Genomic DNA, 25,594 nt, shown 5'->3' with positions numbered 1-25,594 from the left:
ATGATCACTTTGCAATTCAAGCAGACACTTTGATAATCCGAGCATTGGACACCTCTATGTTGACCTGGGACGACCACATCACGCCCTCATCGAAGCCAGCGATCAGCCCACTGCCTCACAGCATGTCGGGCCTGCAAGACTCACTGTCCAGTGAGCGCGCTCCCATCTTCTCCGCTTCGATCCCCACCGCTTCCGCACCCAAGGCCGCCACGTCAACCGCTGCGCCCGCGCGCCGCATCAATGTGGCGGACAAGCGAATCATCAACGGCCAGACCGACGTCAACCAGCTGGTGCCGTTCAAGTACAAGTGGGCGTGGGAAAAATACCTCGCCACCTGCGCCAACCACTGGATGCCGCAGGAAGTGAACATGAGCCGCGACATCGCGCTCTGGAAAGATCCGAACGGCCTGACCGAAGACGAACGCCGCATCGTCAAGCGCAACCTCGGCTTCTTCGTCACCGCCGATTCGCTCGCGGCCAACAACATCGTGCTGGGCACGTACCGCCACATCACCGCACCCGAGTGCCGCCAGTTCCTGCTGCGCCAGGCCTTCGAGGAAGCCATCCACACGCACGCCTACCAGTACATCGTGGAGTCGCTCGGCCTGGACGAATCCGAGATCTTCAACGCCTACAACGAAGTCCAGTCCATCCGCGACAAGGACGAGTTCCTGATCCCCTTCATCGAGGCGATCATGAACCCCAACTTCCACACCGGGACGCCCGAAACCGACCAGACCCTGCTCAAGAGCCTGATCGTCTTTGCCTGCCTGATGGAAGGTCTGTTCTTCTACGTGGGCTTCACGCAGATCCTGGCGCTGGGTCGCCAGAACAAGATGACCGGTGCCGCCGAGCAGTACCAGTACATCCTGCGCGACGAGTCCATGCACTGCAACTTCGGCATCGATCTGATCAACGCGATCAAGATGGAGAACCCGATGTTGTGGACCAGCGAGTTCAAGGCCGAGATCAAGGAACTGTTCCTGAAGGCCGTTGAGCTCGAATACCGCTACGCTGAAGACACCATGCCGCGCGGCGTGCTGGGTCTCAACGCCTCGATGTTCAAAGGCTACCTGCGCTACATCGCCAACCGGCGCGCCACGCAGATCGGCCTGGAGCCGATGTTCCCGAATGAAGAAAATCCGTTCCCCTGGATGAGCGAGATGATCGATCTCAAGAAGGAACGCAATTTCTTTGAAACCCGCGTGATCGAATACCAGTCCGGCGGGGCTCTTTCCTGGGATTGATGCCACACCACAGCCGGGGCTGCATTGCCCGAAACAACCTGAAATTGAAATGTGTACCGTTCATTCAAGACCCTGTACCCGACGCGATGGCGCCGGTGGCAGGGTCTTGTCACAGGATTCAACACCTTGGGGCCAGCCGCGGATGCATCCACGCGGCTCCAGGGCGCTGAATCACTTCACCGGCAACCTGACCGGATGAAGTGCTCTTTGCAACTTGATCAAGGAGAAAACAATGGCAACTGCAAAAAAAGCCCCGGCCAAAAAGGCCGCACCGGCTAAGAAGGCTCCGGCCAAGAAACCCGCTGCGAAGAAAGCAGCTCCGGCCAAAAAGGCTCCGGCCAAGAAAGCCGCTGTGAAGAAGGCCCCGGCGAAGAAAGCCGCACCGGCCAAGAAGAAGGCAGCTCCGGCGAAGAAGGCTCCGGCCAAGAAGGTCGCAGCGAAGAAGGCTCCGGCGAAGAAGGCCGCTGCCAAGAAGGCGCCTGCCAAGAAGGCCGCCGCGAAAAAGGCGCCTGCGAAGAAGGCTGCCGCCAAGAAAGCGCCGGCGAAGAAAGCCGCTGCGAAGAAGGCTCCTGCGAAAAAGGCCGCTGCGAAGAAGGCCCCTGCGAAGAAGGCAGCCCCAGCAAAAAAAGCTGAGCCGGCCAAGAAGCCGGCAGCCCCTGCTGCAGCACCTGCGGCGCAGACGAAGCTCAACCCTCAGGCTGCCTGGCCGTTCCCCACGTCCAGCAAGCCCTGATTCTCTCGTTGAGATGACCCTGCAGCCCGGCGCGAAAGCGCCGGGCTTTTTCGTTTCTGGCTGGTTCAGACCGTGTAGTTCTGACCGCCCCGGCTGGCGATCTTCGCGGCGCCCATGCGGTTGCCGAGTTCAACGCAGCGTTGCAGCGGCCAGCCCTGTTCAAGTCCGTGGAGGAGAGCCGCGCGAAACGCATCGCCACAGCCGGTGGGGTCCACCACCTCGGAAGCCACCACGCCCGGTACATGCACCTTGCTGCCGCCGTCCCACACGTCGCACCCTTCGGCGCCCAGCGTGACGATGAGCCCCTTCACCTGCGCGGCGATGTCGTCGAGTGTGAGCCCGGTGCGGTCGCACAGCATCTGCGCCTCGTAGTCGTTGAGCGTGACCCAGGTGGCGAGTTCGATGAACTGACGCAATTCCTCGCCGTTGAACATCGGCAGGCCCTGCCCCGGATCGAACACAAAGGGCACGCCCGCCGCGTGCAACTGGCGTGAATGGGTGAGCATGGCCTCGCGACCGTCTGGCGAGATGATGGCCACGGCCAGATCCGCGCGCGACGGCACCGGGTTGTCGTGAGCCATGGACATCGCGCCCGGATGGAACGCTGTGATCTGGTTGTTGTCGCGGTCGGTCATGATCATGGCCTGCGCGGTGTAGCTCTCGGCGGTCGTCGAGACGTGTCGCGTGTCCACACCCAGTGACTTCATCCGCTCCAGGTATTCCTGGCCATCGTTGCCCAGCATGGCCAGGGGCACGGCCTGCGCGCCCAGCTGGCGAAGCCCGTAGGCGATGTTGCCCGCGCATCCGCCGTACTCACGGCGCAGCCCGGGCACCAGGAAGGACACATTGAGGATGTGCAACTGGCTCGGCAGGATCTGTTCGGCGAAGCGACCCTCGAACGTCATGATGGTGTCGAAGGCGAGTGAGCCGCAAACAAGAATGGGCATGGGAAGTTTCCGTGGTCAGGGATAAAAAACGAGGGCGCGATAACCCGCCATGGGCGTGGCGTCTCCGAGCGCCAATGCGAGCCGCAGGCTCACGCTGACGGAGCCCTGCGCAGGGAGCAGCGAGGGCGCATCGGGCCATTCCTCGGGCAGAAAAACCCGTCGCGCGATGACTTGATCGCGTGTGTCGGTGAGACTGAGTTCGAGCGCGGGAAGGGCCAGGGGTGTGGAGGCGGTGTTCTTGAGCACCAGGTCGAACGAGTAGAAATCGCCCAGTCGGCGAACCAGCGCGGTGCTGTCGATGACGATGGCATCGATCCGGCGCACCGGTGAGATCTGGCAGCCCAGCGCTTCGCAGGCGCTTTGCAACAGGGGCTGGAGATCCGGGCGCGCCGCCGCCAACCGGTCGCGTTCGTGCAGGGCCAGTTGTCCCAGCAGCACGGCGCCGAGCAGCAAGACAAGGACGACCAGCACGGCGCGCATGCCCCGCGACGACCAGAACGCGCGCCTCCGCGCCTGACGGACAAAGCCAGGCACGGCTTGCGGATCTTCGAGATCGCTGGCTTGCAGCTCCGGTGCACCCGAGTTGGTGCTCGGAACACCGCGCGCAGCATCGGCAGCGGCGCTGACCTCGGCGGCGATACCGCCCGACGATTCTTCAAAGTCGGGTTCCTCGGCGCGACCTACCCCCGCAGCGAACCTCTGCAGATCGGTGTGGAAATCCGAGGGGTCGGAATCTTCATATTCCGAAGCCGCCAGCTCGACCGCTGGAGTCGCCGGTGCAGAGGGCCACGCTTCGGGCTCTTCCTGAACCCTGCGCGACCCTTCCAGCTCGCCCCATTCGCCCGACATTTCCGAGTCCTCCATGATGGCGGTCTCGGGCTCGTCATCGGGACGGTATTCGGGTTCGGGCTCGACCTGTGGCTGTTGTCCATCGGCTGCGGCAGACGCGCCCGGTGCGGTCCAGGGCTGCAGGTACAGGGTTGCGTCGAACACATCGGCGCAATGACCACAACGCACCCAGCCCTCGGAGATTTTCAGCTGGTCGGCAACGACCCTGAACATCGTTCCGCACGCGGGGCAACGGGTGGTGAAACTCATGCGCCGATTATTGCAGGCGGGCGTCGCCCGAAACCTCAAGCCTTGCGTGCGGTCATGAGGATCCAGCCGTCCTCTTCGTCGCTCACGTCCAGCGCCACCCAGGGCGCATAGGCCTGGCGAAGTTCATCGAGCTGGCGACTGAGGATGCCCGCCAGCACCAGCTGTCCGCCCGCTCGCACATGGGCGCACAGCAGCGGCGCCAGCACCCGCAACGGCGTGGCCAGGATGTTGGCGAGCACCAGGTCGTATTCGCCGGAGGCGACCGTGGGCAGGCCAGCCTCAAGTGCGGCCTGGTTGGCTTCGGCATTGAGCCGGGTCGACTCGACCGCTGAAGGATCGATGTCCACCGCGACGATCTCGCGCGCACCGAACTTCGCCGCGCCAATGGCCAGGATGCCGGACCCGCAGCCGTAGTCGAGCACGCGCTGGTCGGTCGGGGGATGCTCCGCGATCCAGCGCAGGCACATGCGCGTGGTGGGATGCGTGCCGGTGCCAAACGCCAGGCCGGGGTCGAGCCGGATCACCTGCTTCGCCTCAGCCGGCGGTTCGTGCCAGGTGGGGACGATCCAGAACTCGGGCGTGATGGCCACCGGTTCGAACTGCGACTGCGTCAGCCGCACCCAATCCTGCTCCAGCACGGCTCGCACGCCTTGCACCACGCAGCCTTCAAAGAAATCCTGCAGCTTGAGCAAGGCCGCCGCCTCCCTGGCCGCCGCTTCGGTGGGAAACAGGGCCACCACGCGCGAGCGCTGCCACCCGCCCTTGGGAGGCGGCATGCCGGGTTCACCGAACAAGGCCGATTCGGCGTCCGTCATGGCGTCGGCGTCTTCCACCGACACGCTCAGCGCATCGAGCGCCACGAAAGCATCACCCACGTCGTCCACAGCCGCCTCCGGCACGAGGAGCACCAGTTCGAACAGGGTCCCCGCCGGCGGCAGGGTCAGCATGGAAGCTTCAGCGCTCACGTTGGGACAGCCACTCTTCCAGGTAGTGAATGTTGGTACCACCGGCCACGAAGCTGGCGTCCACCATCAGCTCGCGGTGCAGCGGGATGTTGGTCTTGATGCCTTCGATCACCGTCTCGGCCAGCGCCGTGCGCATGCGCGCCAGCGCCTGTTCGCGCGTATCGCCGTGCACGATGATCTTGCCGATCATCGAGTCGTAGTTGGGGGGCACGAAGTAGTTGGCGTAGGCGTGCGAGTCCACCCGCACCCCAGGGCCGCCCGGCGCATGCCAGGTCGTGATGCGACCCGGCGAGGGCGTGAACTTGTAGGCGTCCTCGGCGTTGATGCGGCACTCGATGGCGTGCCCGCGCAGCTGGATCTGTCGCTGGGTGAAGGGCAGCTTCTCGCCAGCGGCCACCGCGATCTGCGTGCGCACGATGTCGATGCCGGTGATCCATTCGGTCACGGGATGCTCCACCTGCACGCGCGTGTTCATCTCGATGAAGTAGAACTCGCCGTTCTCGAACAGGAACTCGAAGGTGCCTGCGCCCCGGTAGCCAATCTTCTTGCACGCGGCCGCGCAACGCTCGCCGATCTTCTCGATCAGGCGGCGCGGAATGCCGGGCGCAGGCGCTTCTTCAATCACCTTCTGGTGGCGCCGCTGCATGGAGCAGTCGCGCTCGCCCAGATACACCGCGTTGCGGTGCTGGTCGGCCAGGATCTGAATCTCGATGTGGCGCGGGTTCTGGAGAAACTTCTCCATATAGACCTCGGGGTTGCCAAATGCCGCACCCGCTTCCGCCTTGGTGGTCTGCACCGCGTGCAGCAGCGCCGCTTCGGTGTGCACCACGCGCATGCCGCGCCCGCCGCCGCCGCCGGCGGCCTTGATGATCACGGGGTAGCCCACGGCCTTGGCGGTGCGCTTGATCACCACCGGATCGTCGGGCAGTGCGCCCTCCGATCCGGGCACGCAGGGCACGCCCGCGCGGATCATGGCCTGCTTGGCCGAGACCTTGTCACCCATGGTGCGGATCGAATCGGGCGTGGGACCGATGAAGGTGAAGCCGCTTTTTTCCACCCGCTCGGCGAAGTCGGCGTTTTCTGACAGGAAGCCGTAGCCTGGGTGGATGGCCTCGGCGTCGGTCACTTCAGCGGCCGAGATGATGGCTGGCATGCTGAGGTAGCTCTGCGCACTGGCCGCCGGGCCGATGCACACCGCCTCGTCGGCCAGGCGCACGTACTTGGCGTCGCGGTCGGCCTCGGAATACACCATCACCGCCTTGATGCCCATCTCCCGGCAGGCGCGCTGCACGCGCAACGCGATCTCCCCCCGGTTGGCGATCAGGATTTTCTTGAACATGGAATCGGGGTCTTCTTTATTCGATCACGTACAGGGGCTGGCCGTATTCCACCGCCTGGCCGTTCTCCACCAGGATCTGGGTGACGGTGCCAGACTTGTCGGCTTCGATTTCGTTGAGGATCTTCATCGCCTCCACGATGCAGATGGTCTCGCCTTCCTTGATGGTGTCGCCCACTTCGACGAAGGGTTTGGCACCCGGGCTCGATGCCCGGTAGAACGTGCCCACCATGGGTGACTTGACGGTGTGGCCAGCGGGTGCCACCGGCGCGGCGGTGGCCACAGGTGCAGGCGTCACATCCACCACCGGCACGGCTGGCGCCACGGGAGCCGGCGGCATGCTGTAGGTGATGGGTGCGGCGGCGGAGACCGGTGCACTCTTGACGATGCGGACCTTGCCTTCGGCTTCCGTGATCTCCAACTCGGACACGTTTGATTCCGAGACGAGGTCGATCAAGGTCTTCAGTTTTCTCAAATCCATGATTTCTCCAACGAATTTCGGTCAAATTGATCTAAAAGCATTCAACTTCACGAAAATGAACGCCGTCAATCTGCCGGGGTGCCGCAGTGTACACGAGTGCGCAATGAATAGGGAGTTGGCGCAACTGCTGCGGCTTTTGGCGAGAAGTCGGAATTTACCCCTGTCTTGTCATCTGTTTCGCGCGAGATGACCAAAGGTGAGCCGGGGCTAAACCAACTCCGCCCACTGGCCCAGGTCGGCCTCGGACAACTTGCCCAACTTGCGGTGGAGAACCACGCCCGAGGCGCCAAACACCACGCTGAACGGCAGTGCGCCGGACACGTTGCCCAGCGTGCGGCTGAGTTCCGTGCCGCCGAACCCGGCCATGCCCACAGGGAAGTTCAGTGGCAACTTGTTGAGGAAACCTCGCACCGCGCTCGGCTGGTCCACCGCCAGGCCCAGCACTTGCCAGCCGCGCGCGGACTGCGCCTGTTGAAAGGCCTTGAGCAGGGGCAACTCTTCCACGCAGGGCGGGCACCACGTGGCCCAGAAATTCACGAGCAGGGGCTTGCCCCGGAAATCGGCCACGCGCACCGTCTCGCCATGGGGACCCTCGAACGCGCCCTGCCAGAAGGCCGCTTCAGCCGCGTCGGGAACGCTCTGCAGCTGCAACCGGCGCTGCGACCACCAAGCGCCCGCGCTGGCAGCGGCCAGCGCCACGCCGCCCATCCAGAGGGTGCGCCGCCTCAGCGTCATGTGGCGGCCTCGTCCTGGGATGCCCCTTCAGCGGCCATGAGGCGGCGCAACGCAGTCGCATCTCCACGAGGCTTGCGGCCTTGCGCATCGGGCTTCAGGGCGCCGCGCAGATCGTCGTGCTCATGCACCATCAGGTGAACCAGCACCCATTGACCCAAGGCATCGCTGCGATCGCGCAGGCTCAGGGCCTGCACCGGTTCACCGCGCCAGCCGGACACTTCGCCCGGGTGGTAGTCCACGCGGTGGTCCATCAACGCCCATTCGGGCGCTTTGGGATCGTCGCAAAAGAGCTGGATGTAAATGTCGCTGTGGCGGGTGGCCGTTCCATGCCACACCGCACCCCCCAGATGGGGCCGGAAAGCCTGCAGCCGATCCATCCACACCAGCGCCACTTCGCGCAGCGCAAGCAGTTCTGCGGGCTGGGTGTCGGCGCAGAACACGGCGATGTCTTCCCGCACCGCGGCGTCGAGCGCCGCGTTGTCCGGTAGCGCCGTGCGCGCGGGCAAGCCCAGTTGCTTGACCGCGCGGCGCTTGGCGGCGGCGTACTCCAGACCTTCGTCGACCACGAAGCGCGCGGCCACGGCGGCAATCTCGGCAGTGATGTCTTCTCGGCGCAGGTCCATGGGGAACGATTGTGCCCGCTTGAACGGGTCAGCGCCCAGCGCGCTGCCATACCCGCAGAAGGGCGCGCCAGCCCCCTAGAATCGCCGCATGCACATACACATTCTGGGCATTTGCGGCACTTTCATGGGTGGCCTGGCCGCCCTGGCACGCGAAGCAGGGCACCGCGTCACCGGCTGCGATGCCGGTGTCTACCCCCCCATGAGCGACCAGTTGCGCGCTCTCGGCATCGACCTCATCGAAGGCTTCGGCGCCGACCAGCTCATGCTCAAACCCGACCTTTTCGTGGTGGGCAATGTGGTGAGCCGCGCGCGCTTGGCCGACGGCACACCCAAGTTCCCCTTGATGGAGGCCATCATGGACAGCGGTGCGCCCTACACCAGCGGACCGCAGTGGCTGGCCGAGCATGTGCTGCAGGGGCGCCATGTGCTGGCCGTGGCAGGCACCCATGGCAAGACCACCACCACCGCCATGCTCACCTGGATCCTGGAATCTGCCGGTCTGGAGCCTGGCTTCCTCATCGGTGGCGTGCCCATGAACTTCGGTGTGTCGGCCAGGCTCGGGGCCGGCAACACCTTCACCATCGAAGCCGACGAGTACGACACCGCCTTCTTCGACAAGCGCAGCAAGTTCGTTCATTACCGGCCGCGCACCGCGATCCTGAACAACCTGGAGTTCGACCACGCCGACATCTTCGACGACCTGCCAGCGATCGAGCGGCAGTTCCACCACCTCGTGCGCACCGTACCGGCCAGCGGCCGCGTGGTGGTGAACGGCTTCGAGGGCAGCCTGGAACGCGTGCTGCACAAAGGTTTGTGGAGTGAGGTGCGCAGTTTCGGGGCCGCCGTGAGCGACTTCACCGCGCACGGCGAGCCCCACGCGTTTGACGTGCTGCACAAGGGTCAATCGGTGGGACGCGTGGAGTGGGCACTCACAGGCACACACAATCAGCTCAACGCACTGGCCGCCATCGCCGCGGCTGAGCATGTGGGCGTGGCACCAGCCGCTGCTGCGCGGGCGCTCGGCTCGTTCGAGAACGTCCGACGCCGCATGGAGGTGCGTGGCACCGTGGTGCGTCCCGGCGGCGAGATCACGGTCTACGACGATTTTGCCCATCACCCCACGGCCATCCGCACCACCCTGGACGGCCTGCACCGCCGGCTGGGTACGGCGCCCGGGCGCATCCTGGCCGTGTTCGAGCCGCGCAGCAACACCATGAAGCTGGGCACGATGAAGTCGCAACTGCCCTGGGCCCTGGAAGCGGCCGATCTGGCCTTCTGCCATTCGGGCGGACTCGACTGGGACGCCACCGAAGCCCTGGCCCCCATGGGCTCACGCGCGCAGGTGGGCCGCAACATCGAGGAACTGGTGGGCCTCGTGAGCGATGCCGCGCGGGCGGGCGATCACATCGTGTGCATGAGCAATGGCGGCTTTTCGGGCGTGCACGAGCGTCTGCTCAAGGCCCTGCAGGCTCAGTAACTCAACGCCTGGCCCGGTACATCGACGGAAACGACGGGCTTGGCCAGCGCCGCGCTGGCGGCGCGGGCAAACGCCATGGCCCAGGGGCGGTGGGCCGTTTCGCGAAACCGCACCTCGCCCGCGGCCTGCGCCACACACAGGATCTTGTCGGCGGTCAGCACCTTGCCGGTCGGCCGAATGGGATCGCAGCCGAGAAAGGTGAACTGATCGTCAAGCCACTGACGCGCCAGGTCGTGCGGCATGGGCTGCACTTCCTCGAGGTCGAAGTGGTAGGTGGATGGCTGACCCCAGCTCACGATGACTTGGCTGCGCATGGCATTTCTCCGGTGGAGCACCATTGTGGACCGCGCACCCGGACCGTCCCACTCGTGAAACCCCGAGGGATCAAGCCTTCGAACGTCGGGCGGCCAGCACCGCGCCTGACAACACTTCCAGTGCCTGCAAGGAGTCGGCCCAGCCCAGGCAGGCGTCGGTGATGCTCTGGCCGTACTTCAGGTCCGCCACCTTCTCCTTCCCCGGTGTGAACTTCTGGGCGCCCGCTTCGATGTGGCTCTCGATCATCACGCCGAACACGCTGCGCGAACCTGCGCCGATCTGGCCCGCGATGTCTCGCGCAACCTCAAGCTGTTTCTCGTGCTGCTTGCTGCTGTTGGCGTGGCTGCAGTCCACCATCAGACGCGGAGGCAGCTTCGCAGACTCCAGCTCCTTCACGGAAGCCGCGACACTGGCAGCGTCGTAGTTGGGCGCCTTGCCCCCGCGAAGGATCACGTGGCAATCCTTGTTGCCGTTGGTCTGCACGATGGCCACCTGTCCGTTCTTGTGCACGGACAGGAAATGGTGGCCGCGCGACGCCGCCTGGATGGCGTCGGTGGCTATCTTGATGTTGCCATCCGTGCCGTTCTTGAAGCCGATGGGTGCCGACAGCCCCGAGGCCAGCTCGCGGTGCACCTGGCTCTCGGTGGTGCGCGCGCCGATCGCTCCCCAGGCGATCAGGTCGCCGATGTACTGGGGTGAGATCACGTCCAGGAACTCGCTGCCCGCCGGCACGCCCAGGCGGTTGATATCGATCAGCAACTGCCGTGCGATGCGCAGGCCTTCGTCGATGCGGAAGCTCTCATCCAGGTAGGGGTCGTTGATGAGGCCTTTCCAGCCCACGGTGGTGCGCGGCTTCTCGAAATACACGCGCATCACGATCTCCAGCGAATCCGCGTACTTGTCGCGCAGGGTCTTGAGGCGGCGTGCGTAGTCCAGCGCAGCGGCCGGGTCGTGAATGGAACACGGACCAATCACCACCAGAAGGCGGTCATCCTGCCCGTGCAGGATGCGATGAATGCGCCGACGGGTCTGGCTGATCAGGGCTTCCACCGGCGTGCCGCCAATGGGAAAGAAGCGAATGAGGTGTTCGGGCGGGGGCAGCACGGTGATGTCCTTGATGCGTTCGTCGTCGGTCTGGCTGGTCTTGTCGACAGGACGGGCATGCCAGGCGTCGGTGCTGGCGGGGACGGTTTTCGCATTCATCACGGTGCTCCTGGAGGTGGTCTGGATTGGGGAGATGGGACGAAAAAAAACCGCCGGGCTTTGGGCTCCGGCGGTTGTTTCGAGATTCGGTGATGCGCTTACAGCCTCGCCTCTCGTCCGCCGGGGACAGAGAACCAGAAGTAAAAGGCAAAAAAGGCGAAGCGCGAAGACATGGGATCGAAATGTAGCACAGGCAAATCGAAAGCCACTCAGGCAGTACCGCCTACCGTCAGCCCATCGATGCGCAAGGTCGGCTGGCCCACGCCCACCGGCACGCTCTGGCCTTCCTTGCCACAGGTGCCCACGCCGCTGTCGAGCTTCATGTCGTTGCCGATCATGGACACGCGGGTCAGTGCGTCGGGTCCGTTGCCCACCAGCGTGGCGCCTTTCACCGGGTACTGGATCTGTCCGTTTTCCACCCAATACGCCTGGCTGGCGGAGAAGACGAACTTGCCGGAGGTGATGTCGACCTGGCCGCCGCCGAAGTTGGTGGCGTACAGGCCCTTCTTGATGCTGGCCACGATCTCCTCGGGCGCCTTGTCGCCGCCGAGCATGTAGGTGTTGGTCATGCGCGGCATGGGCACGTGGGCGTAGCTTTCGCGCCGGCCGTTGCCTGTGGGCTTCACGCCCATCAGGCGCGCATTCATCGAGTCCTGGATGTAACCGCGCAGGATGCCGTCTTCAATGAGCACGTTGCGCTGCGAGGCGTGGCCTTCATCGTCCACGTTGAGCGAACCCCGTCGGTCGGCGATGGTGCCATCGTCGAGCACGGTCACGCCCTTGGACGCGACGCGCTGGCCGATGCGGCCGGCGAACGCGCTGGAGCCCTTGCGGTTGAAGTCGCCTTCCAGGCCATGGCCCACCGCTTCGTGCAGCAGGATGCCCGGCCAGCCCGAGCCCAGCACCACCACCATTTCACCGGCCGGTGCGGGGCGCGCCTCCAGGTTGGTCAGGGCATAGGACACGGCTTCGTCCACGTAGGACTGCACCATGTCGTCGTCGAAATAAGCCAGGCCGTAGCGGCCACCGCCGCCCGACGAACCCGATTCGCGCCGGCCCGACTGTTCGGCAATCACGGTGACCGACAGGCGGATCAGCGGGCGCACATCGGCCGCCAGCGTGCCGTCGGCGCGCGCCACCAGCACCACGTCGTATTCGCTGGCCAGGCCGGCCATGACCTGCTTGACGCGGGGATCCTTGGCTTTCGCCATGCGTTCCACCTTCTCCAGCAGGGCCACCTTGGCGGTGCTGTCGAGCGTGGCAATGGGGTCGATGCCCGGGTAGAGCGAGCGCGACTTCGCGACCTTCGCCGAAGGCACACGCGCCTTGCGACCCTGGCCCTGCGCAGAAATGGATCGCACGGTGTGGGCGGCATCCAGCAGCGAATCCCAGGACAGGTCGTCGGAGTAGGCAAAGGCCGTCTTCTCGCCGCTGACCGCCCGCACGCCCACACCCTGGTCGATGCTGAAGCTGCCGGTCTTCACGATGCCCTCTTCCAGGCTCCAGCCTTCGCTGCGCGTGGTCTGGAAATACAGGTCGGCATCGTCCACGCCGTGCGACATGATCTCGCCCAGCGCGCGCTGAAGGTGAGAGGGACTCAGGCCGAACGGTTCGAGCAGGAGACTTTGGGCGGTGGCCAGGCGGGCCAGGGTGGGTTCGCGAGCAATCATCGGTCCATTGTAAGAACCCTGGCCCCGCGCGCGGGCATCAGGGTCTTGGTGCGCGCTGGCGCAGCAGTTGCAACAGCGCTCCGTCGTCCAGGTGGGCCATGCCGGCTTCATGGGCTTGTTCGAACACTTGCGATGCGTGCGCACCGAGCGGACCGTCGAACCCTGCCGCGCGGCCCGCCGCCACGGCCAGCCGGGTGTCCTTCTCGAGCAGGGTCATATGGGCGCGGGGTTCGAAATCTCCCGCCACGGCCCGGCGCATGCGGTCGCTGCCGATCCAGCTCTGGCCGCTGGACCGCTCGATCACGTCCAGCGTGGTGGACAGGTTCAAGCCCATGCGCTCGGCCATGGCCAGCACTTCGGCCGCGCCCACCAGGTTGATGCCGGCGAGCAGGTTGTTGACCAGCTTGGTCCGGGCGCCATCGCCCACGCGTTCGCTGATGCGCATCACGTGGTCCGACAGCGCGGCCAGCAACGTGGCCTGCCCCGCCAGCACAGGCTCCGGGGCAGCCACCATCAGGCTCATGCGCCCGTCGCGGGCGCGCACCGGGCCGCCCGACAGCGGCGCGTCGATGCAATGCACGCCCTGGCCGGCGAGCTGGACGGCTATGGCCTCCACGTCTTCCGGCGCGATGGTGGGGCAAAGCAGCACGGTCTGGCCGGGCTGAAGGGCCTGCGCCGCACCACCCGCCCCCCACAGGACATCGCGCACCTGGGCGGCATCCACCACCACGATGATCAGGGCACTGCCGGCTCCGAGCGAACGGGCGAGTTGCACGGGTGAGGCCGCAAGCGTGGCCCCCGCGGCCATGGCCTGACGCTGCCGCGACGGATCGACGTCGCACACGTTCAGGTCCCAGCCGGCTTCGCACAGGCGCTCGACCATGGCGCCGCCCATGTTGCCCGCGCCGATCACGCCCACGGCAGGGCGGCTCATGACTGCATGAACCTTCTCGACTTCGCAATCGACATGAGGATGCCCAGGCCCACCCCCATGGTCACCATGGCGGTGCCGCCATAACTCACGAAGGGCAGCGGCACGCCCACCACCGGCAGGATGCCGCTGACCATGCCCATGTTGACGAAGGCATAGACGAAGATGTTGAGCGTGATGGCGCCGGCCAGCAGGCGGGAGAACAGCGTGGGCGCCTCCACGGCAATGATCAGGCCTCGTGCGATGAGGAACAGGAATCCGGCCATCAGGGCCAGCACCCCCACGAGACCGAATTCCTCGGAGAACGCGGCATAGATGAAATCGGTGGTGCGTTCGGGAATGAACTCCAGGTGCGTCTGCGTTCCCTGCATGAAGCCCTTGCCCCACACCCCGCCGGAGCCGATGGCGATCATGCCCTGGATGATGTGAAACCCCTTGCCCAGCGGGTCCTTGGAGGGGTCGAGCAGCGTGCACACGCGCTGGCGCTGGTATTCGTGCAGCACGCGCCAGTCGACATCGGGGGCGCACAACTGGGGCTCCATGAAGATCAGGACCAGAATGCCCACGGCACCCAGCACCACGGGCGGCAGGATGAGTTTCCAGGTCAGGCCCGCGAAGAAGATGACGAACAGCCCTGAGGACAACACCAGCAGCGAGGTGCCCAGGTCGGGTTGTCTCATGATGAGTGCAAAGGGAAACAGCAGCAGGATGCCGGCGACCACGAAGTCCAGTGGCTTGAGCTGGCCCTCGCGCCGATGGAACCACCAGGCCAGCATCAGCGGCATGGCGATCTTGAGCAATTCACTGGGCTGGATGACGATGCCCACATCGAGCCAGCGTTGCGCGCCCTTGCGCGCAATGCCGAACAGTTCCACCCCCAGCAAGAGCATGACCCCGAGCAGGTAGATGGGCACCGCCAGTGCCATCAGGCGGTGCGGCGGAATCTGCGAGACGATGAACAGCACGCCGGCGGCCAGCATCATGTTGCGACCATGGTTGGCGAAGCGGGTGCCGTGGTCGAAGCCCACCGAGTACATGGTGAGCAGGCCCGCGCCGGCCATGATGAGGATCGCGAGCAGCAAGGGCAGGTCGAAACCCTGGAACACCGGGGCGATTCGCTGAAGCGGGGAGGGTTTGTCAAAGACGACGGCCATGAGCGCCGATTATCCTTCGCTCCATGCATCCCGTCGCCGCCACCACCCACCTGCTGTACCTGCATGGCTTCCGTTCGTCTCCCAGCTCGATGAAGGCGCAGAAGATGTCGCACCGCGTTCGCTCCGACCATCCGGACGTGCGGTGGTGGTGCCCTCAGTTGCCGCCTTCTCCGGCCCAGGCCATGGATGAGGTGATGCAGGGCATCTCAGACTGGCCGCGCGACAGCATGGCGGTGGTGGGGTCTTCGCTGGGGGGCTTCTACGCCCGGTGGGTCGCGCTGCAGACCGGCTGCCGGGCGGTGCTGCTCAACCCAGCTGCGTTTCCGGCCCGGGACCTGTCGAAGTACATTGGCGAGCAGACGTCTTGGCACGACCCCGAAGAGCGCTTCTTCTTTCAGCCGGGCTATGTCGACGAGCTGCTCCAGCTCCAGGCGGACATCGCGCGGCTGGCCCCCGGGCACGCGACGACGCCTGAGCGACTAATAGCCATCGTGGCCCAGGGTGACGAGGTGCTGGACTGGCGCGAGATGCAGGCCTTCTGCGCTGGCGGTGCGATCCGCCTGTTGCCTGGCAGCGACCACGCCATCAGCGATTTCGACGACCACATCGGCGCCGTCCTCGAATTCCTCTTTCCCACCGCGTAGTACTGACGGGCCCGCACCCACCCGCATGGGACAATCCGCCCCATGCACATTCTGTTTGATGAAGCCGGCAAGTTGATGACCGGCCGCCTGCTGTCCGAAGCGGAGAATTCGCTCCAGGTCGAGCTTGAATCCGGCAAGCGCGTCAAGGTCAAGGCCGCCAACGCCCTGCTGCGCTTCGACAAACCCGCACCCGCCCAGCTCATGCCCGCGGCCACGACCCTCGCCGAGTCGATGGAACTGGAACTGGCCTACGAGTTCGCGCCGGAGGACGAATTCGGTTTTGCCGACCTTGCCCACGAGTACTTCAGCGCCAGCGCCAGCACGCCCGAACAGGTGGCTGCCCTGCTGTGCCTGCAAGGCGCACCCCACTATTTCCGCCGTGCGGGCAAGGGCCGCTACAAGAAGGCACCGCCCGAAGTGCTGGCCCAGGCACTGGCCGCCATCGAGAAGAAGAAACAGGTGCAGGCGCAGATCGACACCTGGGCAGCCGAGCTCGCCGCCGGCCATTGCCCGGAGCCCGTGCGGGAACAGCTCTACCGCATCCTGTTCCGGCCGGACAAGAACGCACCGGAGTACAAGGCCGTGGTGGAGGCTGCGCACCTGAGCCACACCGCGCCGCTGGTCCTGCTGCAAAAAGCGGGCGCCATCTCCAGCGCCTACCAGTTCCACTGGCAGCGTTTCCTGTTCGATCAGTTTCCCAAGGGCACCGGGTTTCCCGCGCTCCAGGCGCCCGCCATCACCGACGAGCTGCCGCTGGCATCGGTGCAGGCGTTCTCCATCGACGATTCGCAGACCACGGAAATCGACGACGCGCTCTCGGTGCAGGGCCTGGGGAGCGGCAGCATCACGCTGGGCATCCACATCGCGGCACCGGGCCTGGCGATCCAGCCGGAGGGCGCCCTGGATCAGGTCGCGCGCCACCGTTTGTCCACCGTCTACATGCCGGGCCACAAGATCACCATGCTGCCGGACGAGGTGGTGCAGGCCTACACACTCATGGCCGGGCGCGATTGCCCGGCCGTCTCGCTGTACGTGAGCTTTGACGAGACCACGCTGGAGCAGCGCGAGAGCCGCACCGTGCTCGAGCGCGTGCCCATCGCACTCAACCTGCGGCACGACCAGCTCGACACCGTGATCACCGAGGCCTGGCTCAGCGGGGAACTGCCGGCCAGCCAGGCCTCGCCCGAGATCGCCGCCCTGCAGCCCGAGCTGGCTTTCCTGCACCGCCTGGCGCGCCACCTGAAGGCGCAGCGCGAAGTGGTGCGCGGCAAGCCCGAGAATTTCAACCGGCCCGACTACACCTTCCGCCTGGAAGGCGTGCAGGGCAACGAGCCCGCAGGCAACGAACGGGTTGTGATCGGCACACGCCAGCGCGGTTCGCCCCTCGACCTCATGGTGGCCGAGGCCATGATCCTGGCCAACAGCACCTGGGGCAACTGGCTGGCCGAGTGCGGCGTGCCCGGCATCTACCGCAGCCAGGCCAGCTTGGCGCCGGGCGTGAAGGTGCGCATGGGCACCAAGGCGCAGCCACACGCCGGCATCGGCGTCAAGAGCTATGCGTGGAGCACTTCGCCGCTGCGTCGCTACGTCGATCTCGTCAACCAGTGGCAGATCATTGCCTGTGCCCGCCACGGCCGCACCGCCGCGCTGGTGGCCCCGTTCAAGCCGAAAGACGCCAACCTGTTCTCCGTGATCAGCGCGTTCGACGCCGCCTACACCGCCTACAACGGTTTCCAGAACGGCATGGAACGCTACTGGACCCTGCAGCACCTGCGCCAGCACGGCACCACCGACATCACCGCGACGCTGATCAAGGACAACCTCGTTCGCGCCGACACGCTGCCGCTGGTGCTGCCGGTGATGGGCGCTGACGGCCTCCCGCGGGGTGCGCATGTGCGGGTGCGCCTGGGCGAGATCGACGACATCACGCTGGACGTGCATGGCACGGTCATCGAACGGCTGGACCTGCCCGTGGACGACATGGCCGAGGAGAACGGTGCGGGCGAGGATGGAGAGGAGGAGGAGCTGGCCGCGCCGCTGGCCCTGGCCATTGACATGAACGAGACCGAGGAAGCCGCCCAGCCGCCCCAAACGCCCGACCCGGCGACGCACTGACCACCCGGCCGGTTTCAACACAGATAATGCGCCCGTGAAGTCTCCCGCCAAGTTCCTGAAGCAACTGAGCACGCTGCAACTCGCGCTGGCCGTTTCGGTGTTGGTGCACGCCGCCTTGCTCACGGTTCACTTCGTGAACCCCGAGGGCTTCAACCGTGTGTTCCAGGACACGCCGCTGGAAGTGATCCTGGTCAATGCCCGCAGCGACGAGAAGCCCGAGAAGGCCACCGCCATTGCGCAGGCCTCGCTCGCGGGTGGCGGCGATGCAGAGCGCGGGCGCGCCACGTCGCCGTTGCCACCCGCCACGGTGGCGCGCATCGGAGACACGCCCGAGGAAGACGAGCGCATGATCGAAGCGTTGCGCGAGCAGCAGAGCCAGTTGCTCGCGCAGGTTCGCCGCGAGCTCGCCACCATGCCCCCGCCCGACCTGGAATCGGTCACGCCCAGCCGCGAGTCGGTGGAGCGCGAGCAGAAGCGCAAGGCGCTGGTGAAGATCCTCGCCGAGATCGAGAAGCGCATCAATGAAGAGAACGCCCGGCCCAAGAAGCGCTACATCAGCCCGGCCACGCGCGAGGAGGTCTACGCCGTCTACTACGACGAGCTGCGCCGCAAGATCGAGGACCGCGGCACGTCCAACTTCCCCGAAGCGGGTGGACGCAAGCTGTATGGCGAGCTCACCATGATCATCACGGTCAACCACAGCGGTGCGGTGCTCGACACCGAAGTCGTGCAGACGTCGGGCACGCCCCTGCTGGACCGCCGCGCACAGGCCATCGTGCGCAGCCTCGCGTTTGGCCGCTTCAACGACGCCATGCGCCGCCAGGCCGACCAGATCGTCGTCGTGTCGCGTTTCCGCTTCACGCGAGATGAGACGCTGCAGACCCAGCTCTCCGGCCAGTAGGCGCTGCACCGCATGAGATCGTTCGGACGCTGGTTGCTCTGGATCCTGCTCGCAGGCGTTGCACTGCAACTGTTCTTCGTGGGTCGCATCGCGCTGATGGTGGTCCTGGACCCGGCCAGCACCACCTTCATGCGCTCCGAAGCCTGGCGCACGGCCGGCGCCAGCCGGGGGAGCGACAAAGCCTGGACGTGGTCCCACCAGTGGGTGGACGATGCGCAGATCAGCCCGCACCTCAAGCGTGCGGTGATCGCCTCGGAAGACGCCGGCTTCACCGCGCACGGTGGCGTGGACTGGGCGGCGATCGAGGGCGCCTGGCAGAAGAACGAGCGACGCCAGCAACAGGCCGAGAAACGGGCCGAACGCCAGCCCGAGAAACCCGCGCGCGAGCCGAAGATCGTGGGCGGCTCCACCATCACGCAGCAACTGGCCAAGAACCTGCTGCTTTCGGGCGAAAGGCAGCTGCTGCGCAAGGGGCAGGAGCTGGTGCTGGCGCTGCTGCTCGAAGCGCTGCTGGACAAGCGCCGCATCCTGGAGATCTACCTCAACAGCGTCGAGTGGGGCGAAGGCGTGTTCGGCGCCGAAGCGGCCGCGCAGCGTTACTTCAACAAGCCTGCGAGTCGCCTCACGCCGCACGAGGCAGCGCGCCTGGCCGTGATGCTGCCCTCGCCCAAGTTCTTCGAGACACGCCAGGGTTCGGCGTATCTCGCGCGGCGCACGGGCACCATCGTCGCGCGCATGGGCGCGGTCACGCCGCCATGAAAATCCCCGCCACCCTCATGAGCGTGTTCTTGCTGGGCCTGGTCCGCCTGCTCACGGGCGCGCAGGCACGCTGGCATGGCTGCCCACCCAAGGCCGAGCAGCGCATCTATTTCGCCAACCACCAGAGCCACGCCGATCTGGTGCTCATCTGGGCTGCGCTGCCGCAGGAGTTGCGCAGCATCACGCGCCCGATCGCCGCCAAGGACTACTGGACCGCTTCCGGCTTCAAGCGCTGGATCACCACCGAGGTGTTCAATGCGGTCTATGTGGAGCGCGAGCGCAAGGGCGACGAGGACCCGTTGGCACCGCTCATCCAGGCCCTGGACAGTGGCGATTCGTTGATCCTTTTTCCAGAAGGCACGCGGGGCCACGAGGAAGATCCTCAGCCGTTCAAGTCCGGCCTGTACAACCTGGCGCAGCGTTTTCCCGGCGTGGTGCTGGTGCCGGCGTGGATCCACAACGTGCAGCGCGTCATGCCCAAGGGCGAGGTGGTGCCCGTGCCGGTGCTGTGCTCGGTCACTTTCGGTGAACCGATGGCCCTGGGCGCCGAAGAGCCGCGTGCCGATTTCCTCAAGCGCGCGCGCGACGCCGTCATTGCCCTCCGGGAGGTCTGATGGGCTCCTTCCTGCGCAACCTCACCCCCGACCAGCAGGTCAGCCTCGTCTTCGTGGTGCTGTTCGGCCTTCTGTTGATCGCCAGCGGCGTGGGCGTGTTGCTGTCGCTGCGCGAACGCCGCGCCGCTGACGACGACGCCACAGGCCTGCGCGCCTTGTTCATGCAGGACAACCAGGCCCTGTTGCGCAGTTCCTGGATGATGGTGCTGGTGTTCTGGGTGGGCTGGGCGATGGGCGAAGGGTTCGCGATCGTGCTGTTCGGGCTGGTGTCGTTCTTCGTGCTGCGCGAATTCATCAGCCTCTCGCCCACGCGGCGCGGCGACCACCGCAGTCTGGTGCTGGCCTTCTTCATCGTGCTGCCGCTGCAGTACGCGCTGGTCTGGACCGAACGCTTCAACCTGTTCACCGTGTTCATTCCGGTCTATGTGTTTCTGCTGATCCCGGTGGTGAGCGCCCTCGGCAACGACCCACAGCGTTTTCTGGAACGCAACGCCAAGCTGCAGTGGGGCATCATGGTCTGCGTCTACGGCATGAGCCATGTGCCCGCGCTGCTGCTGCTGAATTTCCCTGGATTTGCCGGCAAGACCGCTTTCCTCGTGTTCTTCCTCGTCCTCGTGGTGCAGACCTGCATGCTGGTGCAGCACCTGGCGGCACGCGGGCTGCGCAAACCTGCAGCCCCAGCCATCAGCAACAGCTTTCACTGGCGAAGCTGGGCTCTGGGCCTTGCTGCCGGTGGCCTGCTGGGCGCGGCCCTGTCGGGCTTCACCCCATTCAAACCCTTGCCCGCGCTGGCCATGGCACTGGTTGCCTGCGTGGCGGGCAGCCTGGGCCACCTGGTGATGAAGGCCATCAAACGCGACCGTGGCGTGACGCACTGGGGCCTCGGGGGTCGATCCGTCACCGGGGCCAGCGGGCTGCTGGACCGTGTGGATGCTCTGTGCTTCGCCGCGCCAGTGTTCTTCCACTCGGTGCGCTGGACGTTCAACCTATGAGGATCCTCGGCATCGACCCGGGCCTGCAATGCACCGGTTTCGGCGTGATCGACACCGAAGGCGGGCACCTGAGCTATGTGGCCAGCGGCACCATCCAGACCAGCCCGAAAGACGGCGCGCTGCTGCCCGCCCGCCTCAAGGTGCTGTTCGACGGCATCTCCGAGGTGGTTCAACGCTACCAGCCCGAGGTGTCGGCCTGCGAGATCGTGTTCGTCAACGTCAACCCCCAGGCCACCTTGCTGCTGGGCCAGGCGCGCGGCGCCTGCCTGACCGCGCTGGTGGCCAACGGCATGCCGGTGGCCGAGTACACCGCCCTGCAGCTCAAGAAGGCCGTGGTCGGTTATGGCAAGGCGGCCAAGCCGCAGGTGCAGGAAATGGTGAAGCGCCTGCTGCAGTTGCCCGGTCTGCCCGGCAAGGACGCCGCCGACGCGCTGGGCTTGGCCATCACGCACGCGCAGGTCAGCCGAACGACCATGGCGATCAACAAGGTATCGACCTTGCAGGCGCGCACGCACGGCGCTTACAAGGGTGGACGGAGCTACTGACACTTTTGGTATGACCATTCCATCTCCCTCGGGTATATTTCCCCGACACCAGGAGACGTGAACGTGAATCCACAGCAACCCAGGGAATCCTGGTATTTCGGCTGGAACATCGTGGCTGCCGCCACCGTGCTGACGCTGCTCACGGTGGGCATGCGCATGAGCATCGGACCGTTTTTCCTGCCCATGGCCGAAGACCTGGGCTTCAGCCGCAGCCTCCTCTCGGGCATCGTGGCCGCCGGCATGCTCTGCTACGGAATCGGCATGCCGCTGGCGGGGTACCTGGTGGCGATTCGCGGCACGCGCTTCGTGCTGCTGACCGGCACGGCCATCATCATCGCCTCCACCATCTGGACCGTGCTCGCGCGCGATCCGGTGAGCTTCTTCCTGGCCTTTGGGGTGTGCTCGTCGATCGGCCTGGCGTTCACCAGCCCGGTGGCGTTGACGCCGGTGCTCAGCCGATGGTTCGTGCGGCGCAGGGGCACCGCGCTGTTCTTCCTCTCGACCGGTTCCATGGCCGGCATTGCCATCCTCACGCCCGTGTTTTCGTGGGCGATTGCGGCGTTTGGCTGGCAATACACCCTGCTTGGCTTCGCGGCGGCATTCGCATTGCTGGCCCTGCCCACCGTGCTGTTCGTGGTGCGCGACGATGCGCCGACGCATGCCGACCAGCGGCCACAAGACATCGCCGTTGCAACCGCGAACGCCGCCACCGCGCCGCCACCGTTCACACGAGTGCGTGATGCGCTTCGCACGGCCACTTTCTGGCAGATCGCGTTTGGCCTGTTCACCTGCGGCTTCAGCATGAACCTGATGGGCACGCACGGCATGCCCATGCTGATGGACCACGGCTTCGATGCCGTGACCAGTTCGCTGGGCATCGGGACCATCGGACTGGTCGCGATCTTCAGTACGCTGGTGTTGGGCCGGCTTTCAGATGTGATGCCACGCCGCACGCTGCTGGCTGCGATTTATCTGGTGCGTGGCATCGGCTTCTTCGCCATGACCGCCGTCACGCTGCACTGGGAGCTTTACACCACAGCGGCCATCGGCGGCCTGGCCTGGGCCGGCAGCATCGCGCTGTCCTCGGCCATCCTGGCCGATGCGTACGGCGTGCGCCTGGTCGGCGTCTTGTACGGCTGGACCTACCTCGGTCACCAGGTGGGCGCCACCATCAGCTCGCTCATGGGCGGCTGGGCGTTCGACTCGTTCGGCACGCACTGGGTGTCGTTCGGGTCGGCAAGTGCCCTGCTGGTGGCCGCTGCGGTGGTATCGATGAGCCTGCCGGTGCGGATCAAACCGGCCGCCCGGCGCGTCAGCACCTAGATCAGGCGCTCGAGGATCAGCACGGCAAAAAAGCCCAGGGCGGCCAGCACGGTCCACTTGAGGATGACGATCCCCCAGTTGCGGAAGCGCATCTGACCCGTGCCGATGTAGAAGGCGAAGCACACGCCCGCGGCAAGCAGCAGCAGCAGGACAGTCCAGCGAAACAGCAGCATGCGCGGTGGTGCCGGCTTACCAGGCGGGTGCCAGCTGGGCGAAACCGCTCGGGGCTTCGCGGTCCTGCTCGAAACTCACCACTTCGTACGCGTCGGGTCGCGCCAGCAGCGCACGCAGCAACTGGTTGTTCATGGCGTGGCCACTGCGAAACGCGCTGTAGGCGGCCAGCAGCGGCTTGCCGATGATGTAGAGGTCGCCCATGGCATCGAGGATCTTGTGCTTGACGAACTCGTCGCGGTAGCGAAGGCCATCGGCATTGAGCACCTTTACGTCGTCCATCACGATGGCGTTGTCCAGCCCGCCGCCCATGGCCAGGCCGTTGGACCGCATCATTTCCACGTCGCGCGTGAAGCCGAAGGTGCGGGCACGGGCGATCTCGCGCGCGTATTGGCCACTGCCGAAGTCGAATTCAACGCGCTGGCCGGTGGAAGTGACGGCGGGGTGATCGAACTCGATTTCGAAAGCCAGCTTGTAACCATGGAAGGGGTCGAGCCGCGCCCACTTGAGCGCGCGCCCTTCACCTTCGCGCACTTCCACCGGCCGGGTCACCCGGATGAAGCGCTTGGGCGCCTTCTGCATGACGATGCCGGCGCTCTGGAGCAGGTAGACGAAGGAGGCCGATGAGCCGTCGAGGATGGGGACCTCTTCGGCGGTGATGTCGACATAGAGATTGTCCAGCCCCAGGCCGGCGCACGCGCTCATGAGGTGCTCGATGGTGTGCACCTTGACGCCGCCGTTGGAGATGGTGGAGGCCAGGCGTGTGTCGGACACCGCCTCTGCGTTGACGGGAATCTCCACCGGCACCGAAAGGTCCACGCGTCGAAACACGATGCCGGTGTCGGGCGCGGCTGGGCGCAGGGTGAGCTCCACGCGCTGGCCGCTGTGCAGGCCGACGCCGACGGCCTTGGTCAGGGATTTGAGGGTGCGTTGCGCGAGCATTCGACGATTTTAGGTTTTACGCTGCCTGGGTGCTTTTGGGAAAGGTGATGGCCGCGATTGAGAAAGGCATTGTTTGGGGCTTCTCTCCGGCTGCGACGGTCGACGCCTACCGGGGTGAGCGGCTCCGCGAATGTCCCCCGAGTCGGCTTCGCCGCCTCTCCTCCTTAATTTCGCTGCGCCGCTCACCCCGGCAGGCGTCGACCTCAAGGCATACGGAAGGTTGGTGCGCCGCGATGCCACAGGCTCGCGGGCGCACGGCGCTCTGCGCAGCGAAATAAAGGGGGAGGACCGGCGAAGCCGGTCCGGAGGACATTCGCGGAGCAGAGCGCCGTGCGCCCGCGAGCCCGGGAGGTCCAAGCGAAACGCACCCAGACCCCATCCACCCTCAGTCCGCCTGCTTCCGCAAAAAGGCAGGAATCTCGAAATCGTCCATGCCCCCCGAAGCCAGCGCATCGACCTTGGCCGCCGCCTGCGTGCGGTTGGTGCGCCACACGCTGGGCACCGCCATGGAGTTGTAGTCCGGCTGCGCAGCGCCCACGCCCGGGCCACCTACGGCGGCGTTCACGGTCGGCACGTTGAACGGCACGTTGTCCGTGCCGGTGCGCAGCACCTGCAGCGGCGGCGCCGTGCGGCGAGCACCCTGGCGCGACAGGCCCGTGGCCACCACGGTGACGCGCATCTCGTCGCCCAGGTTGTCGTCGTAGGCCGCGCCGTAGATCACGTGCGCTTCCGGCGAAGCGTAGGCGCGGATCGTGTTCATCGCCAGCTTCGACTCCGACAGCTTGAGCGAACCCTTGGCCGCCGTCACCAGCACCAGCACGCCCTTGGCGCCCGAGAGGTCGATGCCTTCCAGCAACGGGCAGGCCACGGCCTGCTCGGCGGCGATGCGCGCGCGGTCCGGGCCGGAAGCCACGGCCGTGCCCATCATCGCCTTGCCCGGCTCGCCCATCACCGTGCGCACGTCCTCGAAGTCGACGTTCACGTTGCCGTACTCGTTGATGATCTCGGCAATGCCGCCCACGGCGTTCTTCAGCACGTCGTTGGCGTGGGCAAACGCCTCGTCCTGCGTCACGTCATCGCCCAGCACCTCGAGCAGTTTCTCGTTCAGCACCACGATCAGCGAATCCACGTTCGCTTCCAGTTCGGACAGGCCGTTGTCTGCATTCGTCATGCGGCGACCGCCCTCCCAGTCGAACGGCTTGGTGACCACGCCCACCGTGAGGATGCCCATTTCCTTGGCCACGCGGGCGATCACCGGCGCCGCGCCGGTGCCGGTGCCGCCACCCATGCCGGCGGTGATGAACAGCATGTGCGCGCCGGCAATGGCTTCGCGGATGTCGTCCACCGCCACCTCGGCCGCTTCGCGGCCCTTCTCGGGCTTGCTGCCTGCACCCAGGCCGCTCGTGCCCAGCTGGATGGTCTTGTGCGCGGCGCTTCGCGAGAGCGACTGCGCATCGGTGTTGGCGCAGATGAACTCCACGCCCTGCACGCTGCGCGAGATCATGTGCTCGACCGCGTTGCCGCCGCCGCCACCCACGCCGATGACCTTGATCTGCGTACCCAGGTTGAATTCTTCGACTTCAATCATTTCGATGCTCATGTGGTGCTCCTTGTGTGGCCCTTCTCAGGGCGCCGGTGATTCAAATAAAACGCTTTGGATTCAGGAAAAACGG

Annotated in this window: 26 protein-coding genes; 11 read left to right on the top strand and 15 right to left on the bottom strand. The window is 65.7% G+C overall.

All coding sequences use genetic code 11. The features are described from left to right. The first annotated feature begins 56 nt into the window (after positions 1–56). A complete protein-coding gene (locus ACTIEY_RS13705) occupies positions 57–1,247 on the top strand; it encodes a ribonucleotide-diphosphate reductase subunit beta (protein WP_439519689.1) in 1,191 nt (396 codons plus the stop codon). 232 nt (positions 1,248–1,479) lie between these two features. Further along, entirely contained in the window at positions 1,480–1,980 is a 501-nt protein-coding gene (locus tag ACTIEY_RS13700; RefSeq protein ID WP_086125287.1) for a histone H1-like DNA-binding protein, read from the top strand. A gap of 65 nt (positions 1,981–2,045) precedes the next feature. Here the strand turns inward: ACTIEY_RS13700 and ACTIEY_RS13695 are convergent, their stop codons facing one another. The 7 genes from ACTIEY_RS13695 to ACTIEY_RS13665 all read right to left on the bottom strand — a co-directional run bounded on the left by ACTIEY_RS13695 (position 2,046) and on the right by ACTIEY_RS13665 (position 8,165). Further along, the gene (locus ACTIEY_RS13695) at positions 2,046–2,927 is read right to left on the bottom strand and encodes a carbohydrate kinase family protein (protein WP_439519688.1); all 882 of its coding nucleotides are present in this window, start codon (positions 2,925–2,927) and stop codon (positions 2,046–2,048) included. A gap of 15 nt (positions 2,928–2,942) precedes the next feature. Then, complete coding sequence (locus ACTIEY_RS13690) at positions 2,943–4,025, bottom strand: DUF3426 domain-containing protein (RefSeq protein ID WP_439519687.1); 1,083 nt, start codon at positions 4,023–4,025, stop codon at positions 2,943–2,945. A 35-nt stretch (positions 4,026–4,060) separates the two neighbouring features. Next, positions 4,061–4,945 (bottom strand): 50S ribosomal protein L11 methyltransferase, encoded by an 885-nt coding sequence (prmA, locus tag ACTIEY_RS13685; RefSeq protein WP_439520295.1) that lies wholly within the window; start codon positions 4,943–4,945, stop codon positions 4,061–4,063. A gap of 34 nt (positions 4,946–4,979) precedes the next feature. Then, complete coding sequence (gene accC / locus ACTIEY_RS13680; protein ID WP_439519686.1) at positions 4,980–6,329, bottom strand: acetyl-CoA carboxylase biotin carboxylase subunit; 1,350 nt, start codon at positions 6,327–6,329, stop codon at positions 4,980–4,982. Between the two features lie 16 nt (positions 6,330–6,345). After that, the gene (gene accB / locus ACTIEY_RS13675) at positions 6,346–6,807 is read right to left on the bottom strand and encodes an acetyl-CoA carboxylase biotin carboxyl carrier protein (RefSeq protein ID WP_439519685.1); all 462 of its coding nucleotides are present in this window, start codon (positions 6,805–6,807) and stop codon (positions 6,346–6,348) included. A gap of 207 nt (positions 6,808–7,014) precedes the next feature. Then, entirely contained in the window at positions 7,015–7,542 is a 528-nt protein-coding gene (locus ACTIEY_RS13670) for a TlpA disulfide reductase family protein (protein WP_439519684.1), read from the bottom strand. After that, complete coding sequence (locus tag ACTIEY_RS13665) at positions 7,539–8,165, bottom strand: hypothetical protein (RefSeq protein ID WP_439519683.1); 627 nt, start codon at positions 8,163–8,165, stop codon at positions 7,539–7,541. Before ACTIEY_RS13665 ends, ACTIEY_RS13670 begins: the two co-directional genes overlap by 4 nt. A gap of 88 nt (positions 8,166–8,253) precedes the next feature. Between ACTIEY_RS13665 and mpl the strand changes: the two genes are divergently transcribed. Further along, the gene (gene mpl, locus ACTIEY_RS13660; protein WP_439519682.1) at positions 8,254–9,642 is read left to right on the top strand and encodes a UDP-N-acetylmuramate:L-alanyl-gamma-D-glutamyl-meso-diaminopimelate ligase; all 1,389 of its coding nucleotides are present in this window, start codon (positions 8,254–8,256) and stop codon (positions 9,640–9,642) included. On the opposite strand, the gene ACTIEY_RS13655 is transcribed toward mpl, so the two are convergent. The 5 genes from ACTIEY_RS13655 to rodA all read right to left on the bottom strand — a co-directional run bounded on the left by ACTIEY_RS13655 (position 9,636) and on the right by rodA (position 14,915). Further along, the gene (locus ACTIEY_RS13655) at positions 9,636–9,956 is read right to left on the bottom strand and encodes a hypothetical protein (protein WP_439519681.1); all 321 of its coding nucleotides are present in this window, start codon (positions 9,954–9,956) and stop codon (positions 9,636–9,638) included. The genes mpl and ACTIEY_RS13655 overlap by 7 nt on opposite strands. 70 nt (positions 9,957–10,026) lie before the next feature. After that, entirely contained in the window at positions 10,027–11,160 is a 1,134-nt protein-coding gene (locus tag ACTIEY_RS13650; RefSeq protein WP_439519680.1) for a 3-deoxy-7-phosphoheptulonate synthase, read from the bottom strand. 209 nt (positions 11,161–11,369) lie between these two features. Beyond that, positions 11,370–12,830 carry a metalloprotease TldD gene (gene tldD / locus ACTIEY_RS13645; RefSeq protein WP_439519679.1) on the bottom strand — a complete coding sequence of 487 codons (1,461 nt, stop codon included), beginning with the start codon at positions 12,828–12,830 and terminating at the stop codon, positions 11,370–11,372. Between the two features lie 37 nt (positions 12,831–12,867). Continuing rightward, complete coding sequence (locus tag ACTIEY_RS13640; protein WP_439519678.1) at positions 12,868–13,764, bottom strand: NAD(P)-dependent oxidoreductase; 897 nt, start codon at positions 13,762–13,764, stop codon at positions 12,868–12,870. Next, complete coding sequence (rodA, locus tag ACTIEY_RS13635; protein WP_439519677.1) at positions 13,761–14,915, bottom strand: rod shape-determining protein RodA; 1,155 nt, start codon at positions 14,913–14,915, stop codon at positions 13,761–13,763. Before rodA ends, ACTIEY_RS13640 begins: the two co-directional genes overlap by 4 nt. A gap of 23 nt (positions 14,916–14,938) precedes the next feature. Between rodA and ACTIEY_RS13630 the strand changes: the two genes are divergently transcribed. The 8 genes from ACTIEY_RS13630 to ACTIEY_RS13595 all read left to right on the top strand — a co-directional run bounded on the left by ACTIEY_RS13630 (position 14,939) and on the right by ACTIEY_RS13595 (position 22,808). Then, positions 14,939–15,559 carry a YqiA/YcfP family alpha/beta fold hydrolase gene (locus tag ACTIEY_RS13630; RefSeq protein WP_439519676.1) on the top strand — a complete coding sequence of 207 codons (621 nt, stop codon included), beginning with the start codon at positions 14,939–14,941 and terminating at the stop codon, positions 15,557–15,559. A 42-nt stretch (positions 15,560–15,601) separates the two neighbouring features. After that, a complete protein-coding gene (locus tag ACTIEY_RS13625; RefSeq protein ID WP_439519675.1) occupies positions 15,602–17,674 on the top strand; it encodes a ribonuclease catalytic domain-containing protein in 2,073 nt (690 codons plus the stop codon). 34 nt (positions 17,675–17,708) lie between these two features. Beyond that, positions 17,709–18,575, top strand: a complete 867-nt coding sequence (locus tag ACTIEY_RS13620; protein WP_439519674.1) for an energy transducer TonB — start codon at positions 17,709–17,711, stop codon at positions 18,573–18,575. A 12-nt stretch (positions 18,576–18,587) separates the two neighbouring features. Then, a complete protein-coding gene (mtgA, locus tag ACTIEY_RS13615; RefSeq protein WP_439519673.1) occupies positions 18,588–19,334 on the top strand; it encodes a monofunctional biosynthetic peptidoglycan transglycosylase in 747 nt (248 codons plus the stop codon). Next, on the top strand, positions 19,331–19,948 hold the full coding sequence (locus tag ACTIEY_RS13610; RefSeq protein ID WP_439519672.1) for a lysophospholipid acyltransferase family protein: 618 nt from the start codon (positions 19,331–19,333) through the stop codon (positions 19,946–19,948). Before mtgA ends, ACTIEY_RS13610 begins: the two co-directional genes overlap by 4 nt. Beyond that, positions 19,948–20,940, top strand: coding sequence for a phosphatidate cytidylyltransferase (locus tag ACTIEY_RS13605; RefSeq protein WP_439519671.1), 993 nt, complete (start codon positions 19,948–19,950; stop codon positions 20,938–20,940). Before ACTIEY_RS13610 ends, ACTIEY_RS13605 begins: the two co-directional genes overlap by 1 nt. Beyond that, complete coding sequence (gene ruvC, locus ACTIEY_RS13600; protein WP_439519670.1) at positions 20,937–21,485, top strand: crossover junction endodeoxyribonuclease RuvC; 549 nt, start codon at positions 20,937–20,939, stop codon at positions 21,483–21,485. The genes ACTIEY_RS13605 and ruvC overlap by 4 nt, the downstream gene beginning before the upstream one ends. A 63-nt stretch (positions 21,486–21,548) precedes the next feature. Beyond that, positions 21,549–22,808 carry an MFS transporter gene (locus ACTIEY_RS13595; protein ID WP_439519669.1) on the top strand — a complete coding sequence of 420 codons (1,260 nt, stop codon included), beginning with the start codon at positions 21,549–21,551 and terminating at the stop codon, positions 22,806–22,808. On the opposite strand, the gene ACTIEY_RS13590 is transcribed toward ACTIEY_RS13595, so the two are convergent. The 3 genes from ACTIEY_RS13590 to ftsZ form a co-directional block, all read right to left on the bottom strand. Then, entirely contained in the window at positions 22,805–22,981 is a 177-nt protein-coding gene (locus tag ACTIEY_RS13590) for a hypothetical protein (RefSeq protein ID WP_439519668.1), read from the bottom strand. The genes ACTIEY_RS13595 and ACTIEY_RS13590 overlap by 4 nt on opposite strands. A 16-nt stretch (positions 22,982–22,997) precedes the next feature. Next, entirely contained in the window at positions 22,998–23,921 is a 924-nt protein-coding gene (lpxC, locus tag ACTIEY_RS13585; protein WP_439519667.1) for a UDP-3-O-acyl-N-acetylglucosamine deacetylase, read from the bottom strand. A 385-nt stretch (positions 23,922–24,306) separates the two neighbouring features. Then, positions 24,307–25,521: a cell division protein FtsZ gene (gene ftsZ, locus ACTIEY_RS13580; RefSeq protein WP_439519666.1), complete on the bottom strand. Its 1,215-nt coding sequence runs from the start codon at positions 25,519–25,521 to the stop codon at positions 24,307–24,309. Positions 25,522–25,594 lie beyond the last annotated feature (73 nt).

The sequence above is a fragment of the Hydrogenophaga sp. genome, from assembly GCF_051858985.1.
In the GTDB taxonomy this organism is placed as follows: domain Bacteria; phylum Pseudomonadota; class Gammaproteobacteria; order Burkholderiales; family Burkholderiaceae_C; genus Hydrogenophaga.
This window is presented reverse-complemented; position numbering and strand designations above follow the sequence as displayed.